Origin of the sequence: Bacillus cereus G9842 (genome assembly GCF_000021305.1) — a bacterium.
Taxonomy (GTDB): domain Bacteria; phylum Bacillota; class Bacilli; order Bacillales; family Bacillaceae_G; genus Bacillus_A; species Bacillus_A thuringiensis_S.
In genome coordinates, this window is sequence record NC_011772.1 from 3268463 (window position 1) to 3293685 (window position 25223).

Consider the following 25223-nt stretch of genomic DNA (forward strand, 5'->3'; position numbering starts at 1 on the left):
CAATCCCCCTTCCCTAAAATCATTACACCTTTTATATGAAATGCATTTTTTTAAAAAAAGTACACCTCTGACCTTATTTTTTAAAAATAAAGAAGCCTATCATTTCAACTATTTGAAACGATAGGCTTCTTTTTATAAAACAATTTGTTTCCTCGCCTTAATAATAAAAGTAGTTGGTACCACCCTAGCTTTATATAAAGAATAATATTTCGTAGACGGCTCAGCTAGTTCTCCATCAAACGAGCTCGATGGTTCAGGCTCTTCTATTCTCTCAATTATAAAGCCTGCTCTATTTAACTCATTTATATATGTACTTATTTTTCTCTTATATAATATCGCTTGTACATTTTCTCCTTTAAATGTTTCAAACGTAATGGACGTTTCCTCATGATAAGAAGACTTTATAGCAACTTCTTCTGTACCATATTGTAAGTTTGAATATACTGGGTGCTCCCAACTAAAAATAAAACTTTCTCCTGGCTTTAAATAGGAATATATAAACTCTACTGTTTTTCCTAAATTTGAAGTCCAACCTAATGCATAAATGGAATATATAATATCAAAATACCCTTTCTGAATATCTTCTTCTTCCATTGCTCCGCATATTAACTTTGGATTCCAACGCTTTTACGTTTTATTCGCTGTTTTAATTTGTTCACTTGAAAGATCAAGACCCCATACTTCCTCTGCCCTATGCTCTGCCATATATTGCAACGAATGTCCACTTCCACACCCAATATCAAGAACTTTTTTATTTCTAATTGAATCGAACAAATGAATCTCATCTTCAGACGCCGTATACGGACCATATTTCGGTAAACAATCCACTTGAAAGAAATATGGTGTAACTGTATCCCAACACTTTTTGTTTAAAGCTAACATTTGTGTGCCTTCCATATCATTCCCCCCATCCATTTTTCTTTCTCTAATATTACTTACATATCATAACCAGATCGCCCTTTTCTCTTCGCCCGGTAGTTTTTCACTTTTGCAATCGTCCCGCATGCTCTTCCTCCTTCTTCTCCAGCATACATACCGCACCATCTTTTACTTCCATTTCGCGAATGATCATAAAATACCCAGCGACAATCTGGACATGCTTTTAACCTTCCCCACACATTTTCTTGAATTGACATTAACACAATGCTTAGCACTTTTGTATACACATTCTCTTCATATACTGGTTCATATGTAATACCTTTCATATCTTCCTTTATATGTACATGAAATGGGTATTTCTCTAACCATTTTTGCAATGATTCTTCGCCTTCAATTGTCATCCGAATATCTTCTCGAAAATTTCTTAATTCCTCTATCGTATGAAATGGAAACTCTTCATCAAAATATTCTTTCATAAAGAGCTTTATATCTTCTTTTGTTTGCAGCAAATCAATTGGCTCTCTCGTATCGTTTGGTATTCTCCATGTATTTAAAAATTCCCGAATATATTCTAGTTCATTTGGAGCGTTTTGATTCAATTCGATCCACCTTCTTCTTAAAATTTACTTTTTTCTGACTTTATGTATAATTATAGTATAAAATAGTTAACCATCAAATAATTTTATTGGTTACATAATTAGGGGGATTTCTATGAAAAGTTTCTCAACACCGATACGTTTCATGCTTATTTCTTCATTTTTTATGTCTTTTGGGTATTTTGCAGTATACGCATTTTTAGCTATTTATCTATTAACCTTTCTTCATTTTTCTGCTGTCCAAGTAGGAACAGTGTTGACGGTTATGACAATTACATCACGAGTTATCCCATTATTCTCAGGGTTAATTGCTGACAAAATAGGCTATATCATTATGATGATAGCTGGTTTATTTTTGAGAGGAATCGGATTTATCGCTTTAGGAATATGCTCTGATTTCTATACAATTTCTATTTCTTCTGCACTTATTGGCTTCGGAACTGCATTTTACGAACCTGCCGCTCGCGCTATATTTGGCTCACAGCCAGCTCATTTGAGAAAAAATTTATTTACATATTTAAACCTTAGCTTTAATTGCGGTGCAATAATCGGACCAATTGCAGGAGGGTTCTTACTCTTACTCGATCCACTCTACGCTTTCTCTCTAACAGGATCTCTTATGCTGTTATTTGCTTTTATCTTTTACTTACTTAAAAATCACTTCCAAGTCACTACTGAAAACACGTCTATTACATTAGGAATACAGGCCATCTTACAAAACAAGTCTTTCCTTCTGTTTTCCTTTATCATGATTTTCTTCTATATTATGTTTACTCAGCTTACTGTCGCACTTCCACTTCATATGAAAAACATTAGTAATAGCAATCAACTTGCTACACTCGTTATTACGATAAATGCGATAACAGGCGTCATATTTATGGTATTATTCCGAAAATTATTCCACAAATACAACACACTTTCGATTATTAAATACGGTGTTTTATTAATGAGTATTTCCTTTTTACTCATTCCTTTATTTCAACACCCATATTGGCTCTTTATTTGTGTAATTTTATTTACAATCGGTGAAACACTCGTATTACCTAACGCTGATATCGCTATTGCAAATTACAGTAATGAATCATATACAGCCACTTTCTTCGGATTTTATCAACTATCACTCGCATTTGGTTTTATCATCGGTAACTATACCGGGACATCGTTTACATCCAATTTAAGCGGAATGTATACACCATGGCTTATTTTCGGCGGAATAGGAGTTATTGGTTTTATTTCACTCCATATTTTAAATATTAAAAAAGGGAGCTCTAAAGAGGATATATACCTATGTAATGAGACGAAACCTCTTTAACACATTACAATTGAAATGGTACCTTTAGACAAGCAACCTATAATAAAAAAATTCGACCATCATACTTGGCAGTCGAATCTTTTTATTTTTCATATTCAAGATGATTATGTCTTTTACAACCAAATAAATAGCACCCCCCTAAATGATAAGTTTCAAATTCTAACCCTGGAACATATCCAGATTTGATACGTTCTATCATTGTTTTATAACAATTATTCTCTTCTGTATATTCCTCAATTAACTCTTTCTTATCTTTTTCTGTCCAGTTTTCTTCTACTTCTTCATTCTGAACATCTTCTATTTCTGATGTTTTCGCTTCGATAGATTCCTGTATAACTTCATTTATACGGGAGAAATTATTAGCTTTATATAGAGCATATACAAACCTACCAATCCAGTTAGGACTTTTCCAAACTTCTTTGTATCCCTTTTCGAACCATTCAATTGCTTCGTTATAGCAATTCAACTCAACATATAAATCTGCTACATGAATTTCTCCTAAAAAATTATCAGATTTCCTGTTAAAAGCATCTAACTTCTCTTTCGCTTCTGTCGTTCGCCCTAAATCAATTAAGCATTTTACATAGCTATACATTATATAGTCCGAATCCCCTGCAACTCGCAAAAAAAATTCCGAAGCTTTTTCTAACTCTCCAAGGTTATAATGCGCTACAGCTACATTGTGAAATGCTTCATCCGATGGTTGCATCGAAATAGATTTTTGCAATACTTCTTTCGCTTCTTCCCATTTTTCTTGTTTCGTGTAAATTTCCCCTAAGATGTTATAAGGAAAGTATGAAGAAGGATTCAACTTAACAACTTCTCTTATTAATTCAAGAGCTTTATCATCATTCTCTTCCTCATAAAAGTACATCCAAGCCAGATTATTGAGAGATTGTACGTCTCTAGATTCATGTACTGCTTGTTGAAACAGTTCCATTGCTTCCTCATATTTATTTTGTTCAAACATTTCAATTGCCTTCTCATTAATGTTCAAATAACTACCTCCGAAGTAAATGAATTCATCTATTCCCTATCATTATTGTAAAATGTAAAAATTATAATTTCTATAAAAAAATTTCTTTCTCTCGTCTACATTTCGATTGAAATAGAAGCTAAAACACACGAATTTACAACAATCAGTAAATTTTTTAATCTCCCTTAAATTGGATATACATCCTGTTTTAATTTACATATTATGGTACAATTAAAAGGGTACTAACTAAACATTTACGCTCCACACTAGTAATCTAGCAATACCAAAATCAAAATTCACATGGAATTGAGGGATGTTATGAAACAGAAATTAGCTGTTCTTCTATTCACCGGAATCATATTATCCGGATGTTCAGCTATTGCAGGAAATTCTTTAGAAACTGGAAACGGCAGTATGGAATTATTAACACCAACCATTACAACAAAAGATAATGAATTAGAAATTAAGACCGAGGGCATTGATGAAAATAAAGTGACCTTTATTTATGTTGCTAATAAAAAAGTATTGGAACAAAAAATTAATAATGGTGAATCCTACAAGCTTAACATTAAAGATATCGAACACGCTCATAGGACGGACTACAAGCCAAAAGTTCAACTTTTGCAAACAAAAGATGATGATAAAGATGGAGAAATGGTAACCTTTAAACAAGTTAGGTATACAGTTAAAAAAATTAATTTTATAGGCATTTCATTATAAATGTAACGAACGAAAATTTACTTTTAACAGTGGGTAAATATAAGGGGTGCTAGCATGAAAAGAAGATGGATTTATTGGTGGATTGGTAACATATTTTGGATTATAGCTTTCGGGATATTGACAGCTATCATTTTGCTAAGAGAGGTTGATGGGACCGGTGTTACTCAAACACCTGAGCTGAAATTAATAGCCTTTATCGTTTTATTAATTGCATTTATATTACCAATAATTATTCAAGTTGTATGGTTACTTGTTAATTTAAGAAAGAGTAGAAAAAAATAATACATAAAAAAGAGAGGAATCTTTTTCAAACTTGATTCCTCTCTTTTTATTTTGGGATTATGCCATGCTTTTAAAGCTGCACTACCCCCTTTTCTTTACGATGCATGTTCATCTTTCTTCTTCATTAACGCTCTCTTCTTCATCGCCTTCGTTAAATATCCGCCTTTAAATGAACGGATTTCATAAGAAGACATAAACGCTTTCGGTGCAATTTTATTAATGATTTCTAACAGTTCTTTCTCTCTAGAGCGCTTTGCAACGATATCTAAGCGATAACGTATAGAATTAATTCCTTCGCCTTCAAATACCGTAACACCAAATCCAGAGTGACGTAGTTCATCTACTAATTCATTACAACGGTCTAGTAAACTAACTTGATACGTAATATAACCAATTGCTAATTTATTCTCTATATAACCGCCTAATAAAAGTCCTGTACTAAAGCCAATGACATAGGCAACGATGTTCATCCAATTTGATAAATCTTGAAACACAATACCTAAACTGACAATGTAAATAGCTCCTTCTAACAATCCAACACCAGCAGCGGATCTTGTTTGATTCTTTACAAGCAAAATCGTACGGATTGTTAAAATTGGAACATAAATAATTTGAAGCACAAAAATAAGTAACGCTTGTAACATTGGTATCCACCTCTTTCAAAAAGTCTTTTGTCATAATAACATACATAACCTTTAGAAATCGATGGGTTTTTAAATTTTTTTACATTATTTTTCATACTATTGAAAAACGAAAAAAAGAAGCGTATTATATTTGTCGTAAAATTGATTCCTTTCATTAGCTCACTTAAACACAAAAAAGGAACCCCATTAGGCCCCTTTCATCATAGCTCTATGTTTTTCGAAGCATGTTCCCTTTGCTTCTCTTCCTCTTCCTCTTTCACTAACTGCATATTCGCATAAGCTAAATTTGCAATCATTAAAAAGTGACCACCTAAAATGCCTGTACCAAATGCCCACATTTCCATTTCATGCTCAATTTCATACATGATGATTGCTCCTAAAATGGCAGCTGCAAATCGGTTTAGAACTCCTAACCCAGGAGCCTTTTCCTTCATTACGATACTTTTTCCGAGTTTCTCCACCCTGCGAGCTAATAACCAAAGACAATAGGCGCTTACTGCTAATCCAATACCAAACCCTGTCACTTGTTTTCCAAACGGAGTAATCGTCCACATAAGTAGTAAACCACTAAAGATCACATACAATTGTAATCGATATACACGTAAGGCTTCTTGAATCAAAATATCCGCTCCTAAGTTCTCATTTTTTGTACTTTAGAAGAAAAGCAGCAACTTACACAGTTGCTGCTTTCTCTTCTTCTTGTTCTTGTTCCATCTTACGAATTTCAACACGTTTAATTTGGTAAGCGTCTTTTTCTAACACTTTAAATTCATAACCTTCCGCCTCAACGTGTTGTCCTTCTTCGATTTCATGATTTTGCATCATAATCCATCCACCGATTGTATCCACATCATCTTCTTCGATGTGTAATCCAAATAAATCTTTCACTTCTGAGATAAGCACTTTTCCATCAACAATGATATGTTGCTCGTTCACATGTTGAATTGGTGGTGCTTCATCTTCATCATATTCGTCACGAATTTCGCCGACGATTTCCTCCAAGATATCTTCAAGCGTTACAATTCCGGCTGTTCCTCCGTACTCATCATATAAAACAGCCATCGGAATTCGCTTTTTCTGCATTTGAAGTAATAAATCGTGAATTGGAGTCGTTTCCATCACTTCAATAATCGGACGCATATACGAGCGAATAAATGATAAATCTTTTTGATCCTCGGTCATATATCGAATAAAGAAATCTTTTACGTTGACCATACCGATAATATCATCTTTATCTTCCCCAAAAATCGGATAACGTGTGTATCGCTCATTTTGGATTACTTTCATGTGTTCTTCTACTGAATCTTCCAGGTAGAAACCAATGATTTCTGTTCGCGGTACCATAATCTCTTTCGCAATACGATTATCAAATTCAAAAATGTTATTTACATACTTGTATTCAGCTTGATTAATTTCGCCGCTTTCATAGCTATCTGAAAGGATAAGACGTAATTCTTCTTCTGTATGAGCTACTTCATGTTCTGAAGCTGGCTTTAAACCGAATAAACCAGTTATCACACGAGCTGAACCGTTCAATACCCAAATAAATGGATACATTACTTTATAGAACATCATTAATGGACCTGCCAATAATAACGTTACCCTTTCAGCCTTTTGAATTGCCATCGTTTTCGGAGCTAATTCCCCTACTACAACGTGTAAATACGTCATAATCATAAAAGCAAGACCAAATGTTAATACTGATGAAATAGAAGGATTTAAGTTCCATTTCTCAAATAACGGGTGTAATAACTTTTCGATTGTCGGTTCACCTAACCAACCTAATCCCATAGCTGTAACTGTAATACCTAATTGACAAGCAGATAAATATTCATCTAAATTTGTTGTTACCTTTTTCGCTGCTAAAGCACCGCGTTTTCCTTCCGCAACAAGCTGATCGATACGGCTTGAACGTATCTTTACAATCGCAAACTCTGCTGCTACGAAAAATCCAGTAAATGCGATTAAAATCGCAACCATGACTAAATTAAATATTTCCAATGAATCCCCTTAGTTAAAAAACTAAGGTGTCCACCTCCTGTATACTATAATGTTTTCTTATTTATTTGTTAGAAAACATAGCCCGATACAAAAATTAAAGAGGTCGGATTTCACTTATTCTATAATAATAGAGCAAGTGTCTGTATTAAAGCTGTCGTTTGACCTGATAAAGATTTCGATATTTTTTCACGTTGTGAATCAGTCAATTCATCTAAAAGCGGTTTTAACTCAGTAAGCTCCACTTCTAATCGGTGAATATGGTCTGTCACTTCATTCACTTGTTTCGAAACGTGTTCATTGATACCGAGCAGCTTCTTCTTCTCCTCGATTTTCTCTTTAATCTCACAAAGCGGCATATGCATTTCTTTGCACTTCTCAATAAATTGTAATGTCTCAAATGCTGTTTCGTCGTAATAGCGATAATTAGATTGAGATCGCTCCGCTTTTAAGATACCTAGATTCGTATAATAATCAATCGTTCGTTTCGACACGTGAGCCATGAGAGCCAACTGTCCGATTCGATACACCTTCCCAACGATCTTCCCCCCTTGTTTATATTACTTACATCATACAACACATAAACTGTACAGTCAAACGTGACGGTTTATTATTCACAATTTATACACAACTTCATATATTTTCTTAAACTTATAGAATATGATTCTACTTATATAATTAAATTATTAAATTTCATTAATTACGTGCTAGCCAAATATATTTATGAAATCACCTGTTCTTTTCAAATTTTCTTATTTTAGAACATACCGTTCTATTTCTAAAAAAATAACCCAGTACAATAAACTGAAAATTAAGTTATAATATCATTATAAAATATGAAGGAGGAATGCACTCATGTACTACAACACTTCATTCGAAAACGATCAGCCTGTAGGCCGTCTATAAACTAAGACGGGCATTCATTTAGCACATACACTACGCCTCGTCTTAGGGAACTCATATTACCCTAAAAATAGACGGAGGTACTTTACATGAAACAAACAATTTTAGGAGCTATATATTTATCACTAACAGCAAGTATATGGGGTGGTATGTATGTTGTTAGCAAATACATACTCGATTTTATCCCACCACTGACACTCGTTTGGTTACGCTTTATTATCGCTTTTGTTGTTTTGTATTTCATTTTGAAAATAGCTGAGAAAAAGCAAAAGAAAAAAGCAACCATTCGCAAAAAAGATTGGCTATTATTCGCTTGGATTGGATTTATCGGCTATTTCATTTCAATCACATGCCAATTTATCGGAACAAAATTATCCGACGCTCATACAGGCTCGTTAGTTACATCAGCTACACCTGCATTTATGGTTATATTTGCAGCGCTCATTTTGAAAGAAAAACTAACTGCTCGTAGACTTTTATCTACTATAATAGCGACAATCGGTGTCATTATCGTAATCGGATGGGATATTGAAATCGGCTCCTATTTTATCGGAACAATCATTTTAGTTGGAGCCGCTATTACGTGGGCTTTACTATCTATTTATGTAAAAATCGCTTCAATCCAATTTTCATCCTTAGTTATTACAACGTATGCCATATTCTTTTCACTCTTTTTTATTACACCTTTTATGATAGGGGAACTACAAACATCCTCTATCGGAACAGTAAATACGTACGTCATATTAGGCGTATTATACTTAGGAATCGTCTCAACAGCAGGTGCCTTTTTCCTTTGGAATAAAGGATTAGACTTAATGGATGCAAGCATCGGTTCCTTATTTTTCTTCTTCCAACCTATCGTTGGATCATTACTTGGTTGGCTCTTATTAAATGAGACATTAAATAGTAACTTTTTCATTGGTGGTATGCTCATTATATGTAGCGTTTTCATTACTACTTTTGAAAAGAAATAACAAAACAGGCAGAGATTCTTAGTCTCTGCCTGTTCGCATAATTGGATCTTGGTCGTGAAAACCAATACAAATCGGTATATTACTTTGCACTTCACTACGTACACTTATAAAACTACACAGCGTTTTAGCAATTAAATATAAAGTTATACTGATTGCTTTTTCACTTGTATCAAAGCCATTTTCATTATACATATCCGCTAATTCTACAGACCCCGACCCCTCAATATTATATGTCCATTCTGAAGCCCAATTATCGTCCTCTTCTTCCATTGAAACATATTCCTCACAAATATAAAGTGAAACTTTAATCAGTGGGGGCGTTCTTCATCCCCACTGATTATTAGTTGAACCAATCGGGCTTTTACGGGCAGTTGACTTCCCACGTAACTTCTTTGCTTTCGCTGAATTTTGAGGTGGGGGTCTTACTGCCCGTTAATGCGGGATAAAACTGACTATTCCACTCGTTATCAAGATCATACTCTAAATAAATCGCCTTTGCTTCTTCATTAGTAGCCATTTCTACAGCTGCATCCAAACCTACTCTAATACTTTCCTTATATGACTCTAAATCAATTGCTTTAATTCGTTCTGCATATTCTGTAGACGCCAACATGCAACAAATATCATAATACTTCGCTTCTATTTGCTCTACTGCTAACGAAAAGGCATCCTCTTGCACCTCTTCTAAATACTGAAATATATCCACACTAAATACTCCTCACTCTTTACGCACTCCAATGCGATGGACGAGACAATAATTTCGGTAATTTCGTATGTTTGTCCCCTCTAGCCGCATTAACTTGAACTTGCGTCAGGAAAATACTATTTGTAAAATCAGTCCCGCGAATATCTGCATCTCGTAAATCTGCTCCGATGAGATCTGCCCCTCGTAAGTCTGCTCCATTTAAGTTTGCCGCAATTAAATATGCTCCTCTTAAATTTGCACCTTGTAAATCTTTCTTTTTCAGATTTGCTCCCATAAGGTCTGCACCGCGGTGTATGATTCGTTTCTTACGCGCAGTATTCATTTCCTTCCATACTAATTCGCTCGTTTCTAAAAGAAGAATGTTTACCTCTGCCCTATGCACTGGAACATTTATTTTCATTAACTCATCTGGATTTAAATTCGAAAGTCGCTCTGTCTCCTCAATTGCGGTCTTCAGCTCTTTATGAATTGGCTGTGTTGCCTTTAAAAGAATCGCTTCATTCAAATACCAAAGCATTTCATGAAGTTGATGCATAACTGGAAAAGCATCATACATTTTTCTCGCATGCTTAGCATCTTTCCGCCAATCAACCCCGTTAAATGTAACTTGAGAAATCTTCTGCCCAGCGCCGAAACATTCAAATACTGTACAACCTTTATAACCTTTTCCTCTAAGATTTTTATGTATACTACATTTAAAATCTGATTGTAAGTTGGAACATGGTTTACCACCATCTTTATTCACTGCAAAATCTATCGATGCTGCGAACGGTAATGCAACGCAACATAGACCGAAGCATTTTTCGCAGTTTGCTTTTAAATGATCATTATGATTAGTCAAAATCTATACCCCCTGTTGTCTTTTGACTATTTCATAATATTCCAACTGTAATAAATAATCAATTTTAAAATAAACCGGCATCTTTCGTTTCAATTCATAACTTTATCATTCGATTTCCTTTCAATTGAAAAGGACTATTTTTATTTAATGAATTATAATTAAATTATAAATTTTCTAACTAAAAGGAGACTTATTATGGCACTACAAATGAAAACAAACTGTCAAATTTGCGATCAATCGCTCGAACAAGATTCTGAAGCATACATTTGTGTATATGAATGTACATTTTGCGCACCATGTACAGAAGAAAGACACAACGTTTGTCCAAACTGCGGCGGCGAATTAGTACGTAGACCGAAAAAGAAACAATAAAAAGCAAAGCGATATCGCTTTGCTTTTTATTGTTTTCTGAGTATATGAAATTATATCGAACACAACTTAAACATTTAAAAACTTCACACAAACAGGCTCTGGCACAGCAACATCAGATTGTAAAAGTGTTAACTTTCCTGTAGATTCATCTCTTGAAAATAGCACAAGATTATGTGACTTTTCATTTGTAGCAACAAGAAACTTTTCAGTGGGATCTAATACAAAGTCCCTCGGCCAATTTCCTTCTGTAGATGTATGTTCAACAAATGTAAGCTGACCTGAATTTTGATCTACGCTATAAATAGCGATACTATTATGACCACGATTACCTGCATATACAAAACGGCCGTCAGAAGAAATATGGATAGCACTTCCTTGACTATTTTCATCAAAGTGTTCTGGAAGAGTAGAAATATACTGTACTTCTGTAAAGGATCCTTCTTCCGAGTTATATGTTAGCGCAATAACCTCTGAACTAAGCTCCGTCATTACATAAGCGTATTTTCCATTTGGATGAAAAGTAATGTGTCTTGGACCACTCCCTGGATTTACAGATAAACTATTCACTTCTGTTAATGTACTATCTTTTATTTCATACGTAATTAACTTATCAATTCCTAAATCAACACCTATCACATATTTTTCATCAGGAGTATATCCCGCGTAATGTGCATGTGGTTTTTCTTGTCTCTCTTTATTTGGACCTGAACCTTCATGCGCCATAATAGATGAAGCAGGATTTACAGTTCCATTTTCTTCATTTATTTCAAAAGACTCAATCGTTCCTTTATGGTAATTTGCTGTAACTACCGTATGATTCCCACTATCAACGCTCACATGACAAGGAGAAGCCCCTTCTACTACTTGTCTGTTTTCTGCCTTTAACTCTCCAGTTTTACTATCAATTGAATAGGCAGCTACACCACCAGATTCTCCTTCCTTAACAACGGAATAGAGATACTCATTATTTCGGTTAATCGTTACATATGTAGGGTTATCCAGCTTAGCGGCAAGTGTTACATTACTAATTTTTTTTGCTTCTGTGTCTAAAGTAATCTTATATATTCCTTCACTATTTTCTTTTGTGTAAGTTCCAACATATCCAATAAACTCTTTGTTATCCTTCATTTTTATAACCCTCTCTCCCTATATTTTTCGTTCATCATACTTCTTAAAATATTTTATGTTGAAAGAGTATCCTAAAAAATCGGAGTACCTCTTTATACGTTACCATATTTTCTTGATAAATAGCTTTTAAACCCACTTTTTTTGGTACGCTGCTATACTTTCATATTCTTCTTCCAATTGACGAGACAGACGAATATAGATTGGTGTTAAATCTTTATATTTTTCCACACTTTCCATGTTTGGCCCATGATGAAAATCTGCCCCTACCATTTCAGAAACTACGCATAATGTATCTATTTCACCTAAACTATATAAACCGAGGATTGCAGCACCTAAGCAAGAGCTTTCGAAACTTTCAGGAACATATACGTCTTGATGGAAAATATCTGCCATCATCTGTCTCCAAAGTTCCGATCTTGCAAAACCGCCTGTCGCTTGAATTTTTTTTGGTTCGCCAATTAGCTCTTTTAAAGCGAGAAGAACGGTATATAAATTATAAATTACTCCTTCTAAAACAGCACGGATAAGATGTTCTTTCTTATGATGCAATCCGAGTCCAAAGAAAGATCCCCGTGCATTTGCATTCCATAAAGGAGCTCTTTCCCCTGCTAAATACGGATGAAACAATAAACCGTCAGATCCAGGATTCACATTTGCTGCTATTTCAGTAAGTACTTCATATGGATCTTTTCCTAAACGCTTCGCAAGTTCAATCTCTGAAGTGCCCAATTGGTCACGAGCCCATCTGAAAATCATACCACCGTTATTAACTGGACCACCGATTACCCAATGGTCTTCAGTTAACGCATAACAAAAAATTCTACCTTTTGGATCTGTTACAGGACGATTTGTTACAGCACGTATCGCACCGCTTGTACCAATTGTAACAGCCACAACGCCAGGGTCTATCGCATTTACACCTAAATTAGATAGTACTCCATCACTCGCTCCTACTACAAAAGGCGTAGAAACAAGTACATTCATCTCTTTGGCAAGCTCTTCATCTAATCCTGTTAAACTGTGCGTTGTTGGAACAAGTTTAGAAAGCTTGTCATCTGTAATTCCCGCAACATGTAAAGCCTCTTCATCCCATTTTAAAGATTTCAAATTAAACATCCCTGTCGCTGATGCTATAGAATGATCAATTACATATTCTTTATATAACTTGTAGAAAACATATTCTTTAATAGAAATGAATTTATAACTTCTTGCGAACAATTCTACCCGCTCATTCTGTAACCAAACTAATTTCGAAAGTGGTGACATCGGATGAATAGGTGTCCCAGTACGTAAATAAATTTCATGACCATTCATATCATTCTTTATTTTCTCCGCCCAGCTTGCACTTCTATTATCTGCCCACGTGATACATTTCGTTAACGGATTTCCATCTTCGTCTACAGCGATAACGCTATGCATTGCCGAACTGAAAGAAACACAGAGAATATCAACCGCTTGTATATTACTTGATTGCACAACTTCTTTAATCGTATGTATCACCGCTTGAAAGATTTCTTCTGGATCTTGTTCTGCTATTTCAGGCGTAGGAGAATATAAAGGATATTCAATTCCATGACTTGCAATAACAGATCCATCAATTGAAAACAAAACCGATTTTGTACTAGTTGTCCCAATATCTACACCAATCATATATTTCGATCTCACTATGTAACCCCTTTCAGAATATACCATTAAAAAAGAACACTCTCAATTCTTTACTAATTATGCATACATACTTGGGAGCACCATGGTTTATACGAAAAAAGACTCTCCCTTATGAGAATTACGTGCTAACTAACTTTACTCTCATAAGGGGGCCTTTTCATATCTATTGTACTAATTTGAAAATGAATTGTTTCTATATGATATTGCTGTTTTCACGTAATAAGATGTCAAAATCAAGATTAAGTTTATAGGATGAAGTCACATAGAGATTGACCCTCTCGTAAAAAAGCAATTAGTGAACATTTCACTTCATTATAATTTAGGCGCTTTCGCCCAATCAGCAGCAAATTTCTCAATACCTTGGTCTGTTAATGGGTGCATAGCAAGTTGTTCAATTACTTTATAAGGAATTGTTGCAATGTGAGCACCTGCCATCGCTACACGAGTTACATGATCTGGATGTCTAACAGAAGCCGCAATAATTTGTGTATCTAGTTGATGAACATCGAATAATTCAGCAATTTTAGCAACTAATAATACGCCATCTTCAGAAATATCATCTAAGCGTCCTAAAAATGGAGAAACGTACGTTGCACCTGCTCGAGCAGCTAAAAGTGCTTGGTTCACAGTGAAAATAAGTGTAACGTTCGTTTTCACACCTTTTTCAGTAAGGTAGCGACAAGCTTCTAATCCTGCTAGCGTCATTGGAAGTTTTATCGTGACATTTTTATCGCCATCGTTAATTTTAATTAATTCTTCTGCTTGAGCAATCATTTCTTCTGCCGTAACAGCATCTGGAGTTACCTCTGCCGATACAGACTCAACTTTAGGTACTGTCTGACAAATTTCTGCGATACGGTCTTCAAACTTAACGCCCTCTTTTGCTACTAAAGAAGGATTCGTTGTAACACCAGCTAAAACTCCAAGTTTATATGCTTTTTTTATGTCCTCAAGATTTGCAGTATCAATAAAAAATTTCATGATCAATTCCCTCCAGTTTTTATACGTTGATGAGTTACATGTTTAATATGATTATCCCGTAAAAGCCCGATTGGTGTGGGATGAAGCCCCCACTGATTAAAGTTTCACTTTATTTCTTTTCTACTGCATGTCCGCCAAATTCATTGCGCAGAGCTGCTACAACTTTTCCTGTAAATGTATCATTGTCTAATGAGCGGTAGCGCATTAATAGAGACATCGCAATAACAGGAGTTGCTGTTTGAAGGTCTAATGCTGTTTCTACTGTCCATTTCCCTTCACCAGAAGAATGCATAACGCCTTTAATTTCATCCAGTTTTGCATCTTTAGAAAATGCATTTTCAGTTAATTCCATTAACCAAGAGCGGATTACTGAACCGTTGTTCCATACTCTTGATACTTTTTCATAATCGTAGTCAAATTCACTTTTTTCTAAAACCTCAAATCCTTCACCAATAGCAGCCATCATACCGTATTCAATTCCGTTGTGAATCATTTTTAAAAAGTGACCACTACCAGCTTTTCCAGCATATAAGTACCCATTTTCTACAGCTGTATCGCGGAAGATAGGTTCAACGATGTCCCAAGCTTCTTGATCTCCTCCGATCATGTAACAAGCACCATTGCGAGCGCCTTCCATTCCACCAGAAGTTCCTGCATCCATAAAGTGAATGCCATCTTTCTTTAATTGCTCATATCGGCGGATAGACTCTTTATAATGTGAATTACCAGCTTCAATTAAAATATCTCCTTTTGATAAAAGTGGTGTAACCTCATCAATAACAGAATCAACAACAGCGTGTGGTACCATTACCCAAAGAATTCTTGGTGATTGTAATGACTGAACAAGTTCACTTAAACTAGATGTACCTGTTGCCCCGTACTCTTTCATTTCTTCTACTGCGCTCGTATTTAAATCAAATGCTACTACTTCATGTTTATGATCCATTAAATTTTTCCCTAAATTTAATCCCATTTTACCTAACCCAATTAATCCTACTTGCATAATATAATTCCTCCTCAAATCATCTTTTATTAAAAATCCATATCACTACAATCTGGAATACCTTTCAGCACTGAAATGTTAATATGTACAGAAAGGTATTCACAGTCATAGCTTAAGAATTCAACACATTTTTTGTAATTTGAACAACATTTTCTGTCGTAAATCCAAATAGATTCATGACTTCAGCTCCAGTACCTGAAGCTCCAAATGTTTCAATTGATAGTACTTTTCCTCCTTGTCCTACATAACGTTCCCAACCTAGAGATACACCCATCTCAAGAGATACTCGTTTCGTTACAGAAGACGGAAGAACGGATTCTTTATATTCGTTCGATTGGCGATCGAATAACTCCCAGCTCGGCATTGCAACGATGCGAACAGAAACTTGTTCTTCTTCTAATTTTGCTTTCGCACTAGCAGCTAAGGATACTTCAGAACCTGTCGCAATTAAAATTACATCCGGATTTTCATTTGTTTGTGTTAATACGTAAGCTCCTTTAGAGAGATTCTCTATGTTCGCTTTCGTTTCATTAAACACCGGTAAATTTTGACGGCTCAGTACTAAAACGACTGGACCATCCGTTTGCTGTAAAGCATACGCCCAAGCACTTGCTGTTTCATTTGCATCTGACGGACGGATAACTGTTAGACCAGGAATTGCTCGAAGCGCTGCCAATTGTTCAATTGGTTCATGCGTTGGGCCATCTTCTCCTACAGCAATCGAATCATGTGTAAATACGTAAGTAACAGGTAACTTTTGCAGTGCAGCCAGTCGAATCGATGGACGAAGGTAATCATTAAATACAAAGAATGTACTTACGAAAGGTTTTACTCCTCCATGGAGAGCCAGTCCATTCGCTGCCGCGCCCATTGCATGTTCACGTACACCGAAGTATATATTTCGTCCAGCATATGATTCTACTGCATATACTGCTTCACCTTTTATATCTGTCATCGTAGAATGAGAAAGATCCGCACTTCCACCGAAAATAGAAGGAATCGATTTCACATAATGATTAATAGCTTCCCCACTTGCAACACGAGTGGAAATTGTTTTTTCAGTATCAAAAGATAGAATGTCTTTCGCTTCAATTAAAACCTCACCTGTAATCGCTTTTTCTAATTCATCTGCTAGTGCAGGGTTTGACTCTCTGTATACGTTAAATTGCTCATTCCATTCGTTCTCTTTTTCAATACCTTTTTGTTTCAGTTCATTAAAATGAGCTGTTACTTCTTCAGGCACAAAGAAGTCTTCCTCATAGTGCCAACCATACACTTGTTTTGTCGCTGTCGCTTCTTCTACTCCAAGCGGATTACCATGTGCTTTATTCGTTCCAGCAACTTTTGGACTTCCATAACCTATAATGGTTCTAATTTCTATAAGAGTAGGTTGATCCGTATTTTCTTTCGCTAATGTAATGGCTTTTGTAATAGCATCGACATCGGTTCCATCTTCAACTCTTACATATTGCCAATGTACAGATTCTGCCCTTTTCTGAATATCTTCAGAGAAAGCAATGCCTAATTCACCATCAAGTGAAATTTCATTTGAATCATACAGTACAATTAACTTGCCAAGTTTCATATGTCCTGCCATTGACATCGCTTCATAAGCGACACCCTCCATTAAGTCACCATCTCCGACTAAAGCATACGTATTGTGATCTATAATAGAGTGACCATCCTTATTAAACTTCGCTGCTAAATGAGCTTCTGCCATTGCCATTCCGACAGCATTAGCAATCCCTTGTCCTAACGGGCCTGTAGTCGCTTCAACTCCAGGAGTATGCCCAAACTCAGGATGTCCTGGTGTTTTACTATTTAACTTTCTGAAGTTTTTCAAGTCATCAATTGAAACGTCATATCCAGCTAAATGAAGTAGGCTATATAACAGACTAGATCCATGTCCTGCCGATAAAACGAAACGATCACGGTTAAACCATTCTGGGTGATTAGGATTGTAATTTAAATGATTCGCCCATAATGCATAAGCCATTGGTGCTGCTCCCATCGGAAGACCTGGATGACCTGAGTTTGCCGCATTAATAGCATCAATCGATAACGTACGAAGTGTATTCACTGCTAATTGATTTATGTTTTGTGCCATAGTAATCGTCCCCCTAAATGCTTTCATGAAAGAAAGTACTTATTTTTCCGTCTCTTGATCTAACCACCATTTAAATCCACTTTCTTGCAACAGTTCATTAGACGCTTCTGGACCATATGAACCAGACTCATATTCATGAAGCGGTAATAAGTTTTCCTCGAACGCTTCAAGAATTGGTTGTACCCATTCCCATGACAATTCAACTTCTCTCCAATGTGCAAAGAATGTAGCGTCTCCACTCACCGCATCATGAATGAGTCTTTCATACGCTTCAGGTACTCCCACATCCACTTGCTCGCAAGTAAAGTTAATACGCATCGGTTCAATCTCTCCATTTTTCAATGGATTTTTACTATTTAACTGTAATGAAACATTCTCACCTGGGCTAATTTCAATTATTAATAAGTTAGGTGCTGCATTTGGATTATTATCTTGATATTGCTGTTTTAACGTATTTTTAAATTCAATTACAATACGAGTAGACTTTTCTTTCATTCGTTTTCCTGTTCGTATATAGAAGGGAACGCCAGTCCAAAATGGATTATCGATCCACAAACGAGCAGCAACAAATGTGTCTATGTTAGAAGAAGGATTTACTCCTGGCTCCTCTTTATACGCTACAACTTGCCCGCCTTTTATCTCTCCTGAAGAGTATTGACCGCGAATGATATGGCTTTGAACGTCTTCTTTTTTCACTTTACGAAGCGTCTCCATTACTTTTCGTTTTTCCTCTCGAATTTCACACGCATTAACCTTTTCCGGCAGATTCATAGCAGTCATCATTAATATTTGTAACATATGATTTTGAACCATATCTCGAATGGCTCCTGCATGATCATAATATCCGGCTCTTTCTTCAACCCCAACTGTTTCACTAGCTGTAATTTGTACATTTGCTATATGTTCTTTGTTCCAAATCGATTGGAGAACAGGATTTGCAAATTCTAGTGCTTCAAGGTTTTGAATCATCGGTTTACCTAAATAGTGATCAATACGGTATATCTCGTCTTCTTCAAACGTGCGACTAAGCTTATCATTAAGCTCACGAGCAGATGTAAGGTCGTGCCCAAACGGTTTCTCAATCATCAGGCGTTTCCATCCATCTGTTTTATCGAGTCCGCTTTCCTTAATATTTAAAGCAATGGTCTCGAAAAATTCAGGAGCAACTGAAAGATAGAACATTCTATTACCTTTTATATGTAGTTCCTCTTCCCTTTCACGAACGACTTGTAATAACCTCTCATAGTCTTCCGGTTTACTCACATCTAATGGACAATAGCGAAAATTATCTAAAAAACCTTCGAGTTCCGGAGTACCTTCTTCCCTCTGACGAGAAAACGTCTCTATTGATTCTTTTATTCTTTTTTGAAAATCTATATGAGACACTTCACGTCTTCCAAGCCCGATAACAGATATTTGCTTTGGAAGCTTTTGATCTCTATATAAGTTATATAGCGCGGGGTAAATTTTGCGTTTTGCTAAGTCCCCTGTCGCTCCAAATAAAACAAAGGTCATTGATTCCAAGTTCAGTCCCCCTCGTGATGTATAGTCATTGTCACTATAGTAAAAATGCATTGTACAGAAGCTACTATCATTGTTGATTCACTCTTGCTTCTTAACTTCAAATTTTTTATATTTGTCGCTTTCTCATTGTCCCCAATATTAATAGTGGCAATTCAAAGCATTTTTACCACATACTACTTAATTACTATAACTTATATAAAATAATTTAATTATTAAAAGTAATTAAGTTATTTTATATCTATCATATTAACTACATAAATTATCATCGTCAAGAAAAGTGTCTCGGATTAAAGATTCTTCATTCCCTAATATCTTTTAGTACTCATGTATTTATTAGAAAAAGATTAGATCTATGTTCATTACATGAAATGAATAATAAAAAGGCCAAAATGAACATATTCTTGTTCGTTTTGGCCTTTTTATTATTGCTTCAGATGATTCTTAACTGCTCTTATAACCAATTCGTGATCTTCTTCTGGTGGTAATCCCGAAACTGTTATCATTCCAATAACCCCTACGTCTTTTATTCTGATAGGAAAGCAGCCACCAAACGCAGCATATTCCGAAGTATCTAAAAGATATTTTTCATTATATGAGATTCCAGTTATTTCACTTTGTATCTGCATATAATACGAGCTATGATCATGCAGAGAAACGACTCGTTTTTTACGCTCAATCCATTTCGTATTTTCCTCATTTGTCCCTGTCATTTTGAAATGAAACAATTGCACACCGTTTTTCGTTATATCAGCAGCAATCAATTTCCCCTCTTTCTTCGCTGTTTCAACGATAAATAAACCTAGTTGCAGTGCATCTTCATTTGTAAAAGAGGAAAATTGAAGTGTTTCCTCCTCTATTAAAATTCGTTTACTTATTTCATTCAAATTTGAAGTACTCATATCTTTAACCTCCATAATTGTTTTATGCCACACCGACATTTTTTCGAAATTATTAGGCCATATAGTACAACCTTTCAATCAATCTGATTCTAAATAAACTACTGTAACATCTTTGGTGACTAGTACCGTAAAGCTTGTTTTCTTCTTACTGGTGCTATTATGAATGATATTCAAAGTTATAAAAAGTACTATTCTAGTTACCCTTATCTTACAGAGACTATTATGAAATATATTTAACATCTTAAAAATGTATGTACTAAAGAATAATATTTTTAATCACTAGCTTTTTTGATCAATCATTATAATCCAATTTCATCAAAATTTTTATCAATTATTACACTATCCAACAATAGGAGGAAACAAAGATGGATGAAAATATATCCAAAAGCTGAAAAGCAGTTGAATCCCTTGAAGGAATAGTTGTAATTCACTACATATAGAAATAGACATACAAAAACGCTATCCTTTCCTATAATTCTAAAGAAAGAATAGCGTATTTTTTCAAAAATGAGTTCTTTTATTGAGAAACTTTGATTCTATATCATACATAAAAGAGCAACTAGTGCTAAAACAGCTGGAAGTCCTTGTTTCACAATAATTGATTTATTAGATGTGAAACCTCCGAAAATAGCTGCTATCACCACACAAATCACGAAAAATAATTGGACCATATAACCAATTGGATTGAGCCCAAGTACAAGTCCCCAAATGAGACCAGCCGCTAAAAATCCATTATATAAACCTTGGTTTGCAAACATAATGGCTACGTTTCGATCTCCTTCTAAATGCTTCGGTAATTTGAAAGCACGTTTCGCTACTTTTGAATCAATAAAAAACATTTCAAGGATCATGATAAACAAATGTTCTAATGCTACGATCCCGACTAAAATAGCTGCGATTATTTCCACACTATTCTGCCCCCTACACTCTCTATTCTTTAATATTCTCTACATTTTTTTGTATCTGTAATAGAACATGAATAAGTATTTTGCGTTCTTCTCCACTGATATTTACGAACATTTCCTTCATAAAATGTTCCTTTTCTTTCTTGTCAAAATATTAATTGATGTATCAATTATTGATACATCAATTAATATACATCTCTCTTTTTATTTTTGCAAGTTTTTTTGCTCAATTGGTTTTATTTTGTTCCAGCAACTTTAAACCAATTCAAAACATCAGTTCGTATTTCTAGAAATCATAATTACTTTAAGTTCATTCTGACAATCATATTTAACTAAATATATAAAAGAATTGAGTTATATCTCCATCAATTTATAAAAATTATTTTTTTCTAAAAACAGATACTTTACGTTTTTTATAGTAATAAAAATCATTTTTTGTTTCAGAGGCAATCCATTTTGTTAGCTTGATGGGCATAGGATAGCACCATATGACGAACCAATTATCTTTCAAGAAGACGGCTAGAAATCTGGATTTGGTACAGGAGTTGCCTACTTCCCCGATCCAGATGGTACTAATTTAGAGCTAATTGCTCCAAAAGGGCCATTCAGACATGAATAGTTAAAATAAATTAATACCGAAACAAGCCACCTTCTGCCTGGAAGGTGGCTTGTTTGTCGGCAAGTTGATAGAATGACTAAAAAAGGACAAACTCTCCAATGTGAGAAGTTTGTCCAAAAAGTTTTTCATGTTAACTATTTTTACACTAATACCAATAATAGTGAATTAGAATAATGACTTAATACTTGCTAAGACAGTAAGTACACCTACAATAATAACAAATACGTTGCTCATTTTCCCTTTGTATTTAGCTAGTACTGGCACTTTTTGAATCGCATACATCGGTAATAGACATAAGATAGCAGCAACTAATGGACCGCTTAGAGAATCAATAAGTCCAAGAATACTTGGATTTGTATAAGCAACAAACCAGCATGATAATACAACAAAAGTAAGGATTACTGTCTTAATTGTTTTTTCTTCAATATCTTTTCCACGTGATTTACCGAACTTAATAATCATGTCACGCATTACTTCAAATGCTCCTATATAATGGCCAAGGAAAGACTTTGTAATAGCCACAAAAGCAATAATTGGAGCTGCAATCGTGATTACAGGCGAATTAAGCTCATTAGCAAGATATGAAAGAATTGATAAGTTTTGTTCTTTTGCCATTTTTATATCATCTGGAGTCAAGCTCAATGCGCTACTCCAAACGAAGAACATAACAACAGCGAATGTCATGATATAACAAACCTTTTGTATTTGCGCACATTTAGCATCAGTGGCTTCGATTCCATACGTAGCTCTCTGTTTCACAACAAATGATGAAATCATAGGTGAATGATTAAATGAGAATACGATGATTGGTAGAATCATCAATATCGTCCCAAAATAGCCTGTTCCTGTTGAAGCAGTTGAAACAGCTGAAAAGCTAAGCATTGACGTATTCCACTGTGGAATTAAAGATATTGCGATAAAAAGTAGAGAAACTATGAAAGGATACACTAACATACTCATTACCTTTACAGTAATATCTTGACCAAAATTTAGTATAGCGATAAGACCAAGAACTAATACAAGTGATAAAATAGCCCTTGGAGGTTCTGGCATGTGCAATTGATGCACGATAAAACTACTTGCAGTATTTGTAAGCGCAACCGAATACATTAGTACGATTGTATAAATTGAACTGAAATATACGATGTTAAAAATGATACTCGCTTTATTTCCGAAATACTCTCTAATTGTACCTGTGATCCCCTCATCAGCAGAATTAGAAGCGTATATCATTTTAGCAAGCGCCCTATGTGAGTAGTACATAACTGGATATGCAAGTAATGTAATTAGTAGTAAAGATAATAAACCACCTGAACCTGCATTAATCGGTAAAAAGAGCACCCCTGCTCCAATTGCAGTTCCAAATAGACTGAGTGCCCATGTAGTATCCTGCTTATGCCACTTTTTCGGATCTGCATATTGCTCATTTTTTCGTGCGGTATTTTCAGCTTGAACTTCTATTTTCTTTGCAGTATTCCCGTTCATATAATAACTCCCCCTTGTATCTATTCCTACATCTCTCTTTGCACCTAACAAATATTCCCTTTTCGGAAAATGAATTCCTTACAAGTTGCCCCACTTTGTATGTCCTTCATCATAATGAATCCAAATTGAAACATTCGCTAGTTAGCGTCCTAATATAATTGTTAGCGTTCACAAAAAAGTTTACTCGTAATATCCGCTCTTTATATAAAGACCTCTTAAGAGAACAATATAGAATAGACTTCATAAATACGTTGCAACATTTCTAATAACAGTGTATTACTTTAATGGTTTCTCTTTTTTTACTTTTAACAGTAATTTTAGCTAAACCGGCCTCTCTTAATTTGCGAGGCATTTCTTTCTCAATTCTATACATTACTTTAATAACTTCGGCAGCACTGATGATATTGCTTACACAAGCCACTGAAGCACTTTACATACATTTCGCCTCTAATCACACACCTTTCTTACTAGTAATCGCATTTTTTATATTTTCTCCAGAGATAATAAAATTTCTCTCGACGCCCTCATTATAACGTGTATATTTATAAAATTAATATTTTTATATTTTCAGAAATATTAAAGGTGAATAATTTTATATGGATAATATTTTACAGTTAGCATGTAGCCATTGTTTTTATCGCTTAAAGCTGAATTAGTTAGTAAAAAAATACAATAATACATTGTTTTTCTAGGTTACTCATTATAAAGATACTTATATCCCCTTTATCAAAAAATTTCATTTTAAACATAAAAGATATTCTAATAAATAATTAATGTAGGTAAAAAGAAAAAATTCCAAAATAAAAAAACCAAATTTTAGGATATATATTATTAATATTGAATTCATATACATTTTAAAAAGATACACTGAGTAAAAAAACAAAAAAGCTGCCCCATATGGACAGCTCATTTACATAATTATCATTATCAAGGATGCACAAACAAATCACTTCAATGTTATCTTAATTGTAGTTTGTTCGACTCTTCTTCAGGAATATCTCTATGTTTATAATGAATCGTTTTTAGATCATTTCCTTTTATGCGAAAAGTAATTGTGTCCTCTCCATAAGGCGGGTTGTGTGCACCCTCAAAAGTTTGAATTTGAACAGTTACATAAAAAGTATAGTTTGTTGTATCTTTTTTTATTTCAAGTATTTTTTCAGAACCTCGATACCAAAGTTTTGGTTCCTTATAATAGTTTTCAACCTCTTTACTTATTGGCTCCAATAAGAGCTCAATTACTACTTCTTTTAAAAGCTGTTTTGATACAGTTATTCTGCTGATTTTCTTTCTTTTTACATCTATAATTCTCCAAAAATCCCCGCTCTTTTCAACGGTATAAAGAACATTCGTACCGTCCGCTTTCAAAAGATGAAAATAACCTTTATTTCCCTTAATATATAATCGTGGTTCATTAATCCACTCACCTTCTGTTTGCACTATTCCTAAAAACAACTGAGTAAGTGGTGTTATCTTATAATCTAATTGGTTAAATTCACCAAACGAATAAAGTTTATAACCAGTTAAATCTATGCCAAAATTTCTGTTTATATCATTTTCCTTTTTTACAATTGCTTGAGCAGAAATGCAGGGTAATAAAAAAATAAACAGACATATGATGCTAACCATTGTTAATCTTATTTTCATAACATCCATCCCCTCTTTTATTAAGATGCAACAAAAGAAAGGATATTATTGATTAGG

At 34.7% G+C, this 25223-nt stretch carries 22 protein-coding genes and 3 pseudogenes; 6 read left to right on the forward strand and 19 right to left on the reverse strand.

Annotated elements, in window-relative coordinates:
• Positions 1 to 132: 132 nt before the first annotated feature.
• Positions 133 to 897, reverse strand: a pseudogene (locus BCG9842_RS31675) (class I SAM-dependent methyltransferase).
• A 38-nt stretch (positions 898 to 935) separates the two neighbouring features.
• Positions 936 to 1478, reverse strand: coding sequence for a CGNR zinc finger domain-containing protein (locus tag BCG9842_RS16425; RefSeq protein WP_001072948.1), 543 nt, complete (start codon positions 1476 to 1478; stop codon positions 936 to 938).
• A gap of 112 nt (positions 1479 to 1590) precedes the next feature.
• On the opposite strand from BCG9842_RS16425, the gene BCG9842_RS16430 reads away from it, so the two are divergent.
• Positions 1591 to 2787, forward strand: a complete 1197-nt coding sequence (locus tag BCG9842_RS16430; protein WP_000834870.1) for an MDR family MFS transporter — start codon at positions 1591 to 1593, stop codon at positions 2785 to 2787.
• Between the two features lie 82 nt (positions 2788 to 2869).
• Here the strand turns inward: BCG9842_RS16430 and BCG9842_RS16435 are convergent, their stop codons facing one another.
• Entirely contained in the window at positions 2870 to 3784 is a 915-nt protein-coding gene (locus BCG9842_RS16435) for a tetratricopeptide repeat protein (RefSeq protein ID WP_001024467.1), read from the reverse strand.
• A gap of 297 nt (positions 3785 to 4081) precedes the next feature.
• On the opposite strand from BCG9842_RS16435, the gene BCG9842_RS16440 reads away from it, so the two are divergent.
• Together BCG9842_RS16440 and BCG9842_RS16445 are read left to right on the forward strand one after the other, a co-directional pair.
• Positions 4082 to 4483, forward strand: coding sequence for a hypothetical protein (locus tag BCG9842_RS16440; RefSeq protein WP_000810639.1), 402 nt, complete (start codon positions 4082 to 4084; stop codon positions 4481 to 4483).
• Between the two features lie 54 nt (positions 4484 to 4537).
• On the forward strand, positions 4538 to 4765 hold the full coding sequence (locus BCG9842_RS16445) for a DUF3923 family protein (RefSeq protein ID WP_000830329.1): 228 nt from the start codon (positions 4538 to 4540) through the stop codon (positions 4763 to 4765).
• Between the two features lie 95 nt (positions 4766 to 4860).
• Here BCG9842_RS16445 and BCG9842_RS16450 read toward each other — a convergent pair whose 3' ends face one another.
• From BCG9842_RS16450 to BCG9842_RS16465, 4 genes are all read right to left on the reverse strand, one after another.
• Positions 4861 to 5409 (reverse strand): DUF2179 domain-containing protein, encoded by a 549-nt coding sequence (locus BCG9842_RS16450; protein ID WP_000938443.1) that lies wholly within the window; start codon positions 5407 to 5409, stop codon positions 4861 to 4863.
• Between the two features lie 200 nt (positions 5410 to 5609).
• The gene (locus BCG9842_RS16455) at positions 5610 to 6029 is read right to left on the reverse strand and encodes an ATP synthase subunit I (protein WP_000613871.1); all 420 of its coding nucleotides are present in this window, start codon (positions 6027 to 6029) and stop codon (positions 5610 to 5612) included.
• A gap of 52 nt (positions 6030 to 6081) precedes the next feature.
• On the reverse strand, positions 6082 to 7410 hold the full coding sequence (locus BCG9842_RS16460) for a hemolysin family protein (RefSeq protein ID WP_000402254.1): 1329 nt from the start codon (positions 7408 to 7410) through the stop codon (positions 6082 to 6084).
• Positions 7411 to 7529: 119 nt separating this feature from the next.
• On the reverse strand, positions 7530 to 7937 hold the full coding sequence (locus BCG9842_RS16465; protein WP_000285639.1) for a MerR family transcriptional regulator: 408 nt from the start codon (positions 7935 to 7937) through the stop codon (positions 7530 to 7532).
• A 462-nt stretch (positions 7938 to 8399) separates the two neighbouring features.
• Here BCG9842_RS16465 and BCG9842_RS16470 point away from each other — a divergent pair, with 462 nt between their 5' ends.
• Complete coding sequence (locus BCG9842_RS16470; RefSeq protein WP_000814766.1) at positions 8400 to 9284, forward strand: DMT family transporter; 885 nt, start codon at positions 8400 to 8402, stop codon at positions 9282 to 9284.
• 18 nt (positions 9285 to 9302) lie between these two features.
• Here the strand turns inward: BCG9842_RS16470 and BCG9842_RS32055 are convergent.
• Positions 9303 to 9990: pseudogene (locus BCG9842_RS32055) on the reverse strand (hypothetical protein).
• Positions 9991 to 10009: 19 nt separating this feature from the next.
• Entirely contained in the window at positions 10010 to 10831 is an 822-nt protein-coding gene (locus BCG9842_RS16485; RefSeq protein WP_000181417.1) for a pentapeptide repeat-containing protein, read from the reverse strand.
• A gap of 195 nt (positions 10832 to 11026) precedes the next feature.
• On the opposite strand from BCG9842_RS16485, the gene BCG9842_RS16490 reads away from it, so the two are divergent.
• The gene (locus BCG9842_RS16490; RefSeq protein ID WP_001207874.1) at positions 11027 to 11203 is read left to right on the forward strand and encodes a DUF1272 domain-containing protein; all 177 of its coding nucleotides are present in this window, start codon (positions 11027 to 11029) and stop codon (positions 11201 to 11203) included.
• A gap of 66 nt (positions 11204 to 11269) precedes the next feature.
• Here the strand turns inward: BCG9842_RS16490 and BCG9842_RS16495 are convergent, their stop codons facing one another.
• The 8 genes from BCG9842_RS16495 to BCG9842_RS16530 all read right to left on the reverse strand — a co-directional run bounded on the left by BCG9842_RS16495 (position 11270) and on the right by BCG9842_RS16530 (position 21418).
• Positions 11270 to 12331 carry a lactonase family protein gene (locus BCG9842_RS16495; RefSeq protein WP_000654322.1) on the reverse strand — a complete coding sequence of 354 codons (1062 nt, stop codon included), beginning with the start codon at positions 12329 to 12331 and terminating at the stop codon, positions 11270 to 11272.
• 126 nt (positions 12332 to 12457) lie between these two features.
• Positions 12458 to 13981, reverse strand: coding sequence for a gluconokinase (gene gntK / locus BCG9842_RS16500; RefSeq protein WP_033669680.1), 1524 nt, complete (start codon positions 13979 to 13981; stop codon positions 12458 to 12460).
• 327 nt (positions 13982 to 14308) lie between these two features.
• Positions 14309 to 14977, reverse strand: coding sequence for a fructose-6-phosphate aldolase (fsa, locus tag BCG9842_RS16505; protein ID WP_000667694.1), 669 nt, complete (start codon positions 14975 to 14977; stop codon positions 14309 to 14311).
• A 109-nt stretch (positions 14978 to 15086) separates the two neighbouring features.
• Positions 15087 to 15980: a phosphogluconate dehydrogenase (NAD(+)-dependent, decarboxylating) gene (gene gnd / locus BCG9842_RS16510; protein WP_001195926.1), complete on the reverse strand. Its 894-nt coding sequence runs from the start codon at positions 15978 to 15980 to the stop codon at positions 15087 to 15089.
• Between the two features lie 112 nt (positions 15981 to 16092).
• On the reverse strand, positions 16093 to 18087 hold the full coding sequence (tkt, locus tag BCG9842_RS16515) for a transketolase (protein WP_000068272.1): 1995 nt from the start codon (positions 18085 to 18087) through the stop codon (positions 16093 to 16095).
• Positions 18088 to 18126: 39 nt separating this feature from the next.
• A complete protein-coding gene (gene zwf / locus BCG9842_RS16520; protein WP_000445329.1) occupies positions 18127 to 19611 on the reverse strand; it encodes a glucose-6-phosphate dehydrogenase in 1485 nt (494 codons plus the stop codon).
• 422 nt (positions 19612 to 20033) lie between these two features.
• Complete coding sequence (locus BCG9842_RS16525) at positions 20034 to 20549, reverse strand: heme-degrading domain-containing protein (protein ID WP_141526675.1); 516 nt, start codon at positions 20547 to 20549, stop codon at positions 20034 to 20036.
• A gap of 497 nt (positions 20550 to 21046) precedes the next feature.
• Positions 21047 to 21418, reverse strand: coding sequence for a DUF1304 domain-containing protein (locus tag BCG9842_RS16530; RefSeq protein ID WP_000402472.1), 372 nt, complete (start codon positions 21416 to 21418; stop codon positions 21047 to 21049).
• A 487-nt stretch (positions 21419 to 21905) separates the two neighbouring features.
• On the opposite strand from BCG9842_RS16530, the pseudogene BCG9842_RS30110 reads away from it, so the two are divergent.
• Positions 21906 to 22034, forward strand: a pseudogene (locus tag BCG9842_RS30110) (VOC family protein); the annotation flags it as partial.
• 165 nt (positions 22035 to 22199) lie between these two features.
• Here BCG9842_RS30110 and BCG9842_RS16535 read toward each other — a convergent pair.
• Both BCG9842_RS16535 and BCG9842_RS16540 read right to left on the reverse strand, forming a co-directional pair.
• Positions 22200 to 23519 carry an aromatic amino acid transport family protein gene (locus BCG9842_RS16535; protein ID WP_001014191.1) on the reverse strand — a complete coding sequence of 440 codons (1320 nt, stop codon included), beginning with the start codon at positions 23517 to 23519 and terminating at the stop codon, positions 22200 to 22202.
• 957 nt (positions 23520 to 24476) lie between these two features.
• Positions 24477 to 25166 carry a DUF3888 domain-containing protein gene (locus BCG9842_RS16540; protein ID WP_000702349.1) on the reverse strand — a complete coding sequence of 230 codons (690 nt, stop codon included), beginning with the start codon at positions 25164 to 25166 and terminating at the stop codon, positions 24477 to 24479.
• Positions 25167 to 25223 lie beyond the last annotated feature (57 nt).